This is a genomic window from Gordonibacter massiliensis (ex Traore et al. 2017), assembly GCF_019731765.1.
Lineage (GTDB): Bacteria > Actinomycetota > Coriobacteriia > Coriobacteriales > Eggerthellaceae > Gordonibacter > Gordonibacter massiliensis.
Map to the genome: position 1 here is coordinate 1 of NZ_JAASIO010000024.1, position 9,515 is coordinate 9,515.

Below are 9,515 nucleotides of genomic sequence, written 5' to 3' on the forward strand. Positions count from 1 at the left end.
CCTCCCTGCGCCCGCTCCGCGTGCTCGGGAGTGCAACAGTCCACTGGACTGTTGCATGCTCAGGATGACAACCTGGCGCCAGGGCGGAGTCGAAGGGTCTTCCCGCGGCGACAGCCGACGACGTTGCTGAAAGGACCGACTATGCGCACCTACACCACCGATGCCCACGGCGCGTTCCGCCGCGAGGACGTGCGGTTCCGCCGCGACGAGCGCGCCGAGATGGAGCTGGTGGTGTGTCGCCCCGACCGCACCTACCAGCGCATCGCCGGTTTTGGCGGCGCGTTCACCGAGGCGGGCGCTTATGTGTTCGCGCAGATGCCGCCCCAGGTGCAAGACGAGTTTTTGCTCAAGTGCTTCGGTGGTGCCGCCAACGGCGACGAGGGGCGGGGCGGCAACGCGTACACGCTCTGCCGCACGCATGTGCAGAGCTGCGACTTCGCGCTGGGCAACTACGCCTACGTGCGGCCGTTCGACCGGGCGCTCCGTTCGTTCTCCATCGAGCGCGATCGGCGGCTGCTGTTGCCCTTCATACGATGCGGGATGGCGGTGAACCCTGCGCTCGAGTTGGTGGCTTCCCCGTGGAGCCCCCCGGCGTTCATGAAGACGAACGGGCGCATGAACGGAGGCGGTCGGCTGCGGAAGTCGTGCTACGGGGCATGGGCGCGGCTGCTCGCGCGCTATGTGTCGGCGTACGCGGAGGCGGGCGTGCGCATCGGGCGCATGAGCGTGCAAAACGAGCCGATGGCGGCGCAGCGTTGGGATTCGTGCCTGTTCACCGCTGCGGAAGAGGCCGCGTTCGCCGCTGGCCACCTGCGTCCGGCGCTCGACGAGGCCGGGTTCGCCGACGTGCGGTTGCTGATGTGGGACCACAACACCGACCGCATATTCGAGCGCGCGGAGGAGGCGCTCGCCGTGCCCGGCGCGTGGGCGGCGCTCGACGGCGTGGCGTTCCACTGGTACGCGGGCGACCACTTCGAGCAGGTGCGCGCCGTGGCCGAGGCGTACCCCGAGAAGGAGCTGCTGTTCACCGAAGGGTGCGTGGAGTACGCGCGCGAGGGCGCTGCGGGCGGGCGTGTCGGTCGCGTGTCGGACGCCGAGCAGCAACGCAAAGCCGAGCAATACGCGCACGCCGTCATGGGGTGCCTGAACGCCGGGGCAAGCGGTTTCATCGACTGGAACCTGCTGCTCGACGAGCGCGGCGGCCCGAACCACGTGCGCAATTTCTGCGAGGCGCCCCTCATGTACGACCGCGGAGCGAAAGAGCTGGTGGAGAACCGCTCGTTCTCCTATCTGGGGCATTTCTCCCGGTTCGTGCCGCCGAGTTCGCAGCGCTTCCTGGTTTCGCGCTTCACGGACGACCTTGAATGCGCGGGTTTCGTGCGTCCGGACCGTCGGCGCGTGCTCGTCGTGCTCAACCGGCGCGACCGCGCCGTGCGTTTCGAAGCGGCAGAGCGCCCGCACGTCGCCCGCCTCGAAGCGCCGCCGCACAGCATCATGACGCTGGTGTGGGATGGGGAAGAGGCGCACTGAGGGGAGCACGCCAGCCTTGCAGGTTTTGGCTTCCGGCTTGCGCCGCACGGGATCCTTCGACTTCGCTCACGGTGTTCGCTTCGCTCAGGATGACAAGGCGGCGCTTTCGCGCCGCCTTGTCAGTTCTCGAAGTTCTCCGAGAAGCGGGCGATCTGGGCGTTCTCTTTGAGCACGCCGGCGCTTTGGGGCAGCTCGACGCGGCGGAAGAAGAAGCGCAGGTAATGCGCCAGCACGTACGCCACCATCACGGTTGCCAACGTCACCTCGGCGTAGAACAGCACGTCGAAGGCGAAAGGCAGTGCAACGCCGTTCGCGCGGAAGAACGCGGTGGCCTGACCGAGCGCGGTGGCCGTGATGACGAACGGGAACGTCATGGCCGCGTAGCTGGGATAGAACTTCAGCTTCAGCAAGCGAGGCAGGCGGGAGAGCACCACCGCGAACAGCACCTGGGCCAGCACCAGCATGACGCCCACCATCACCGCATTGGGCTCGGCCGTAACGGCCAGGTAGCCCACGATGGAAAGGCTCATGGGGGCCGTGTAGATGCAGAACAGCGGCCGTGCGCCCTCGGGAATCTCGTGCTTGGCGTAGCGATACGTCACCAGGCCCAGCAGCACCGCGTAGCACGCGAAACCGAACCAGAAGATGGCCTGTCCCACGGCCTGCATGCCGAAAGCGGGCGACGTGACCGAGGCGACGACGATGCCGACGTAGCAGATGAAGTACGTGGGGAACACCTCGTGCAGCTTGAACTGCTTGAAAAACCGCGCCGTGAACCACACGATGAGCGCCAGATGGGCCACGGTGGCCGCGATCCACAGCGCGAAGGCGGGGACGTAGGCGATCGGCGCCAGGTACGACGAGAACTGCATGAACGTCATGAACACGGTGCCGCTCACGCTAGCCATGATGGAGTTGTGCAGGTCGTCGCGGATGAGCTTGGGGAACATGACGATCTTCGCCGCCAGCATGACGATGAGGAGCAGCGCCACCACGCCGCACAGAATGTGGATGCCCTCGTACGCCGGCTGCAGCAGGTTGCCCAACGCCGTGAGCGCCAGGGCCACGCCTGCCGTGGGAATGGGTACTTTCTCGATGATGTCGCGCATAGTCACATGCCTTTCAACGTCGTTCTTCGCTTTGCTCAGACGCATTCTTGCATGCTCCTATCAAAAATAAAAATGATATATCATTATGTGTTAATAACAATATATAATAAATTAATGAACGCTGGGCGTCTTGCCAAAGCCCACATGGCTTCTGACGTGCGCCGTTGTGCCATCCGACGATACCGCGCCCGGTGGGCGAACACAAGCAACGGAAGGATTACCATGCAAGATTTCCGTATGAACACGTTCTTGAGCGTATGCCGAACGTTGAACTATACCCGGTCGGCGGCAGAGCTCAACATCACGCAACCGGCCGTATCGCAGCACATCGCCTACCTTGAGAAGGCGTACGGCGCCAAGCTGCTGTCGTACCACGGCAAGAAGCTCTCGCTCACGCCGGCCGGCGAGCTGCTGCGCGACGCGGCTGCCACCATGGCGCACGACGAGGCGACGCTGCGCGACGCCATCGCCGCCCTCGCGGGGCCGCGCCGCCGTCTGCGCCTGGGCATGACGCTCACAGCTGGCGAGTACGTGCTGGCGGAGCCGCTGGCGGCGTATCTTGTGGACCACCCCGACGTGCAGGTGCGCATCGCGTCGTCCGACACGGAGCGCCTGCTCGCGCAGTTGCACGCCGGCGACATCGACTGTGCGCTCGTAGAGGGGTTCTTCGATAAGAGCGCCTACGACTGGCGCGTGTTCGCCACGGAGCATCTGATGGCGGTGTGCTCTCCGAACGCGCCGCTTGCCGGCTCGCGCGAGCCCCTGCACTTCGAAGACCTGCTCGACCAGCACGTGCTGGTGCGAGAACGCGGCTCCGGCACGCGCGCCGTGCTCGAGCACGCCTTGGCCGCGCGGAACCTGTCGGTCGAGAGCTTCGCGCGGGTCACGGAGATCGAGAGCGTCAACATCATCAAGCAGTTCGCCGCCAGCGGTTACGGCATCGCGTTTTTGTACGGAGCCGCCGTCGTGTGCGAGCTCGAGGCCGGCACGCTCGTGCGCATCCCGCTTGCCGGTCGGCTGATCGAGCACGACCTGACGTTCATCCGTCTGAAAGGCAGCGTGTTCGGGGACGAGTACGCCCGCCTGTTCGACGACCTGCGTTCGGTGTGAAACGGCTGCCTTCTCGCTCGTGCAAACTTTCCGCTTGACTTCGAGTGCGCTCCAAGTTCTATGATGGGAGGGCAATCTGACGAGAGGAGACCTCCTATGAACCCGGAATTCGAATCCACGCCGAAGCTCGGTTTCGGCTGCATGCGCCTGCCGCTGCTCGATCCCGCCGACCAGACCAGCATCGACGTGGAGCAGTTCAAACAGATGGTGGACGCGTTCTTGGAAGGCGGCGGCACGTACTTCGACACGGCGTTCGTCTACCACGGAGGCGCCTCCGAGACGGCGCTGCGTGCGGCGCTCGTCGATCGCTATCCGCGCGACGCGTACACCGTGGCGACCAAATGCCTGGCTTGGGCCGCCGGCAGCAAGGACGAGGCCCAAGGCAACCTGGCCACGTCGCTCGAGCGCATGGGGCTTGACTACGTGGACTTCTACCTGCTGCACAACGTGGGCGGCGAGCGCACCGCCAAGTTCGACGAGTACGGCATGTGGGACTTCGTCAAGCAGAAGAAAGAAGAGGGCCTGATTAGGAACTGGGGGTTCTCCATGCACGACGGCCCCGACGCGCTCGACGCGCTGCTGACGGCGCACCCCGATGCCGATTTCGTGCAGTTGCAGGTGAACTACCTCGACTGGGAAGACCCGGTGGTGCAGGCGCGCGCATGCATGGAGGTGGCCGCACGGCACGGCAAGCCGGTCGTGGTCATGGAACCCGCGCGCGGAGGCCGCCTGGTCGACTTGCCCGAGCGCGTGGCGGCCCCGTTCCGGGCTGCGGCTCCCGATGCGGGTTTGGCCAGCTGGGCCTATCGCTTCTGCTGGAACCTGCCGGGCGTGCTCACCGTGCTGTCCGGCATGTCCACCTTGGAGCAGGCGCACGAGAACGTGGCGGCCTATCGAGCGAGCAAACCGTTCTCGGCCGAGGAGAGGCAAGCGCTCGACCAGGCCGTTGCCACGCTGCGCGGCATGGCGTCCGTTCCTTGCACGAACTGCCGCTACTGCGTGAAGGACTGCCCGCAGGGCGTGTCCATCCCCGAGATCATGAGCCTGCTGAACCTGGAGCTCATGACCGAGAACCGCGACTTCGTGAAGGGCCTGTACCAATGGCAGGCGCCGGGCCGCGCGTCGACGTGCATTGCCTGCGGAGCCTGCGAGGCGATGTGCCCCCAAAGCATCGACATCGTCCATCAGCTGGAGGTGGCCGCCGAGCACTTCGAGGGATAGCCGCGCCGGCGTACGCGGCATCGTCTTGCCGCTTTGTCGGAAGCGCTCCCATAAAATTTCTATACCGATATAAGTGGCACGAAGAGGATGCGTTTGCTATAATGCTGACGAGCCGCAGGGAGCGCTAACTCCCCACGGCTCTCGAATCGCTTCGGCGGTTTGGTCTTTCTTACGGCTCCCTGTCCTTGCGGGCCGGGAGCCGCTCCAGTATCACCGCGGCAAGGCGCATTCCTTGCATGCATCAAGCGGATTTCCACCGCATTTTCGACCGCACGGCTCCGTTGCTTACGAAACAGTCTTTTCACCAGCGGTTTTACCGTTCCTTTCCCTAAGCGTGATCGTTGCTTTGCCTGAACTTGGGCGCTTCTTTACGTGCGCCTGAACGGGCTCTTACCTTTCTTTCTTACGATTGAACCCACACGCCGCCATGTCAGATGCATGGAAGGCGGTGCAGGCGAATCGCATGCCGTGCCGCGTGTTGGCACGGAAAGTCGAAAGGAATAGGGATGACAGACGGGTATCTGAGCAGGCGGCAGTTCGTGATCGGCGGCGCTACGGTTGCGTTGGCCGGCATGTTCGGCGTGATGACGGGTTGCACGGCCGGCGGCAGCGGCGCGGCGGCGGGCGCGGACGAGCCGAAGTCCGACGGCGGCAAAGCGAGCGCTTCCTCCGACCCCCTCACCATGGTGTGGCTGCCCGACAACTCCTCGGCCGATCTCACGGCTTCGCGCGAGGCCATCGGCGCGGCCATCACGGCGGCGTGCGGCCGCGAGGCTGATCTGCTCACCACCACCGACTACAACGTGGCCATCGAGTCCATCGCGTCGGGCAAGGCTCAGATGGCGTTGCTGGGCGCAGAAGGCTACGTGCAGGCCAACAAGAAGAACCCCAAGGTGCTCGCCGCGTTCACGAATAGCGATGAGGACGGCGGTCTCGACGGCGCCTGCTACTACAGCCGCATCTGCGTGCTCACCGACAACGCGGATCAGTACAAAGACGGCAGCAGCTACTCCATCGAGAACATCAAGGGCAAGTCGTTCTCGTTCGTGTCGGCCACGTCGACCTCGGGCTTCAAAGTCCCTTCCTCGGCCATCGTCGACGAGTTCAAGCTCGACAGCTCCGACGATTTGCTGGAAGGCGGCAAGTTCTTCTCCGAGGTCCTGTTCGGCAACTCGCACCAGGGCTCGGCCGTGAACCTGCTGTCGGGCGACGCCGACGTGGCCGCGTTCGACGACGTGGACGTCGACATGTTCCTGGATCTCGTGTCCGGAGAAGCCAACAGCATCGGCGCGGTGTACAAAGCCAAGGACGACGCCGAGGCTCCCTTCGACACCGTTCGCGGCAAGCAGTTCACCATCATCGCCATCACGCCGGTGCTCAACGCCCCCATCTGCTTCAACGAGGACGCCATCTCCGACGACGACCGCACGAAGATTGTTGACTATTTCTGCTCCAGCAAGGTGGCCGACGACAAGAAGATCTTCGTCGACCCCGACGACGAGAACGCCAAGGGCATTTTCGAGAAGGACTCCGAAAAGACGTGCTTCGTGAAGGTGACGGACGATTGGTACGAGCCCGTACGCAAGCTGGGCGGGGCGGCGTAATGACCGAAGCGCTTCTCGATGTCCGAGGTCTGACGAAAAGCTACGACGGTTGGTCGAAGGCGCTCGGCGACGTGGCGATGCGGGTGGAACGCGGCGAGTTCGTGTCCGTCATCGGCTCGTCGGGTGCGGGCAAATCGACGCTTTTGCGCTGTGCGAACCGGCTTATCGACCCCACGCAGGGCAGCGTCGTGTTCGACGGCCGCGACATCACGCATGTGCGCGGACGCGACCTGCGCCAGGTGCGTCGGCGCATCAGCATGATATTCCAGCACTACAACCTGGTGTACCGCGCCACGTCCATCGAGAACGTGCTGCAAGGCCGCCTGGGCTACAAGTCCACGGTGGCCGGCGCGCTGGGCTTGTTCTCCGAAAGCGAGAAGCGCCGTGCGTTCGAGGCGCTCGAGCAGGTGGGCTTGGCCGACTTCGCCTACACGCGCACCGACCAGCTGTCGGGTGGCCAGAAGCAGCGCGTCGGCATCGCCCGTGCGCTCGTGCAGGATCCGCTGCTCATTTTGGCGGACGAGCCCATCGCCAGCTTGGATCCGAAGTCGTCGCGCACGGTCATGGAGCACCTGCGTTGGGCGGCCGACGAGCTGGGCATCGCGTGCTTGGTCAACCTGCATCAGGTTGACTTCGCCCTCGAGTTCTCCGATCGCATCGTGGGGCTCAAGGGCGGCAGGCTGGTGTTCGACGGGCTGCCGGACGAGCTGGACGAGGACACCATCGCCGACATCTACGCTACAGGCGAGAGCGACGATCCTGCCCTCGTCCCGGACGGGAGCGGCAACCCCTCCGTCGTCCAGAACGAGAACGAGGACCCCTCTTCCATCACCCCGGGCGAGAACGAGGACCCCTCCTCTGTCATCCTGAGCGGAGCGCGCAGCGCGGAGTCGAAGGATCTCTCGGGGGAGGCCGCATGACCGAACGCACCATGCAGCCGGCTGGCTTGCGCGCGAGCCTGCGCGGCAAAGGAGCCGTGCCGCGCGGCACGTACGACGGATCGTTCTTTCGCCGACGCACGCTTGCCATCGTCGCGGCCGCCGTCGTGTTCGTGGCGTTGGGCGCCGTGTCGGGCACGTTCGTCGGCTTCGATTCAATTCAGGCAATCCTCGATGTCCCAGGCGGGCTCGTGTGGATGGCGACTCAATTCGTCCCCTCCCTCCCTTCCCTCGACAAATTGGGAACCATCCTTCCCGCCTTGGGTTCGACGATACTGGCCTCGATCGCCTCCAGTTGCACGGCGGCAGTCCTGGCCTATATATGCGCGGTGCTCGGCTCGCGCTCGGTGGGGGTGGGCGGCCCCGTCCCCCTTGTCGTGCGGGGCATCGCGTCGCTTTTCCGCAACATCCCGGTGGTGGCCTGGGCGTTCATTCTGCTGTTCTCGTTCAAGCAGAGCGAGTTCACCGGGTTTTTCGCCCTGTTCCTCACGAGCTTCGGCTATCTGACGCGCTGCTTCCTGGAGAGCGTGGACGAGATGAGCACGGGCCCGGTGGAGGCCTTGCGGGCCACCGGCGCCACCTACGGGCAGATCGTCGCGCACGCCGTCATACCCCTGAGCATCACGTCGGTGGTGAGCTGGGTGCTGTACATGATCGAGACGAACATCCGCGACGCCACGCTCATCGGCATCCTCACCGGCACCGGCATCGGGTTCGTGTTCGACATTTATTACAAGAGTTTCCGCTACGACGTGGCGGGGCTCGTGGTGCTCGCCATCATCGTGGTGTGCATCGCCTGCGAGCTCGTTTCGAACTACGTGCGAAGGAGGATCCTATGACGCCTTCCGGTTCTGTCGTTCTTCCGAACGACAGAAGAGCCGACGCTGCGGCTTCCCGCAATCCCCGACCTCGCAGCGATGCCGGGGACTCGCGTACCGAAGCACGCTTCGCCCCCGCCATCCCCACGATCTCGGGCACTGCGGAAACCCTCGCTGACGTTGCGAACGACCTGCGGCCAACGAACGACCTGCAACCGGAGGACGACCCGCGCGTCCCCGCAGGCGCGCGCGTTACGCGCTCCGGCAAGATCAAGACGCGCGTGGCCAGCAAGCCGAATGTGGCCCTCATGCTCACGCTGGGGGTGCTGGCCCTGGTGACCGTGTTCGCCATGGTGACGATGAACTACGGCAAGGTTCCGTTCGCGCAAGCGTTCGCGGCCGCCGTGGGCGACTTCGTCACCATGATGCTGCAGCCGGGGCTCGCGGGGCACTTCACGCTGCCCGACGTGGTGGAGGGGCTGTTCGTGTCGTTGGCATTGGCGCTGCTCACCACCTTCATCGGCGCGGTCATCGCGTTCGTGCTGGGCCTGCTGGCGGCATCGAATTTGTCGAACCGGGCCGCGAGCAACGCCATCAAGGTGCTCATGAGCGTGGCGCGCGCCGTGCCCACCATCCTGTGGGTGCTCGTGTTCAGCGTGGCTATCGGGCTGGGGCCGGAGGCGGCGGTCATCGGCCTGCTGTTCCACAGCGTGGCGTATTTAGTGAAGGCGTACTCGGAGAGCTTCGAGGAGGTGGACGCGGGCGTTATCGAGGCGCTGCGCGCCAGCGGCGCGTCGTGGTGGCAGGTGGTGTTCCAGGGCGTGGTGCCCGAGAAGGTGAACGAGATGCTGTCGTGGACGTTCATCCGCTTCGAGATCAACTTCGTGAACGCGGTTGCCGTGGGCGCCGTGGCGGGCGCGGGCGGCATCGGCTATCAGCTGTTCTTGGCCGGCAGCTTTTACTACAACATCCACGAGGTGGGGCTCATCGTGTATCTGTGCCTGGCCGTGGCGGTGGTGCTGGAGGTCGTTGCCACGAAGTTGCGCAAGCGCTACATCGTGCAGCATTAAGTTGACCTGCGAGCGAGCGATGGGCCTCGGATGCGGGACGGCACCCAGTCGCTCGGCAGTCCTGGCTCGCACGAAGCGTCCTCTGGACGCTTCGGCTCGTGCGGAACTCGCTTGG

Annotated in this window: 8 protein-coding genes; 7 read left to right on the forward strand and 1 reads right to left on the reverse strand. The window is 64.8% G+C overall.

Annotated features, from left to right (window positions below):
• The first annotated feature begins 141 nt into the window (after positions 1-141).
• Positions 142-1,530: a glycoside hydrolase family 30 protein gene (locus HCH03_RS16090; RefSeq protein ID WP_221690315.1), complete on the forward strand. Its 1,389-nt coding sequence runs from the start codon at positions 142-144 to the stop codon at positions 1,528-1,530.
• A gap of 119 nt (positions 1,531-1,649) precedes the next feature.
• On the opposite strand, the gene HCH03_RS16095 is transcribed toward HCH03_RS16090, so the two are convergent.
• Entirely contained in the window at positions 1,650-2,639 is a 990-nt protein-coding gene (locus tag HCH03_RS16095) for a TDT family transporter (RefSeq protein WP_080143955.1), read from the reverse strand.
• 222 nt (positions 2,640-2,861) lie between these two features.
• Between HCH03_RS16095 and HCH03_RS16100 the strand changes: the two genes are divergently transcribed.
• The 6 genes from HCH03_RS16100 to HCH03_RS16125 all read left to right on the forward strand — a co-directional run bounded on the left by HCH03_RS16100 (position 2,862) and on the right by HCH03_RS16125 (position 9,400).
• A complete protein-coding gene (locus HCH03_RS16100; protein ID WP_080143954.1) occupies positions 2,862-3,749 on the forward strand; it encodes a LysR family transcriptional regulator in 888 nt (295 codons plus the stop codon).
• A gap of 96 nt (positions 3,750-3,845) precedes the next feature.
• Positions 3,846-4,970, forward strand: a complete 1,125-nt coding sequence (locus HCH03_RS16105) for an aldo/keto reductase (protein WP_221690316.1) — start codon at positions 3,846-3,848, stop codon at positions 4,968-4,970.
• 506 nt (positions 4,971-5,476) lie between these two features.
• Complete coding sequence (locus tag HCH03_RS16110; protein WP_185903850.1) at positions 5,477-6,574, forward strand: phosphate/phosphite/phosphonate ABC transporter substrate-binding protein; 1,098 nt, start codon at positions 5,477-5,479, stop codon at positions 6,572-6,574.
• Positions 6,574-7,494, forward strand: a complete 921-nt coding sequence (gene phnC / locus HCH03_RS16115) for a phosphonate ABC transporter ATP-binding protein (protein ID WP_221690317.1) — start codon at positions 6,574-6,576, stop codon at positions 7,492-7,494. Before HCH03_RS16110 ends, phnC begins: the two co-directional genes overlap by 1 nt.
• A complete protein-coding gene (locus HCH03_RS16120) occupies positions 7,491-8,351 on the forward strand; it encodes a PhnE/PtxC family ABC transporter permease (RefSeq protein WP_221690318.1) in 861 nt (286 codons plus the stop codon). The genes phnC and HCH03_RS16120 overlap by 4 nt, the downstream gene beginning before the upstream one ends.
• Positions 8,348-9,400: a PhnE/PtxC family ABC transporter permease gene (locus HCH03_RS16125; RefSeq protein WP_246600102.1), complete on the forward strand. Its 1,053-nt coding sequence runs from the start codon at positions 8,348-8,350 to the stop codon at positions 9,398-9,400. Before HCH03_RS16120 ends, HCH03_RS16125 begins: the two co-directional genes overlap by 4 nt.
• Positions 9,401-9,515 lie beyond the last annotated feature (115 nt).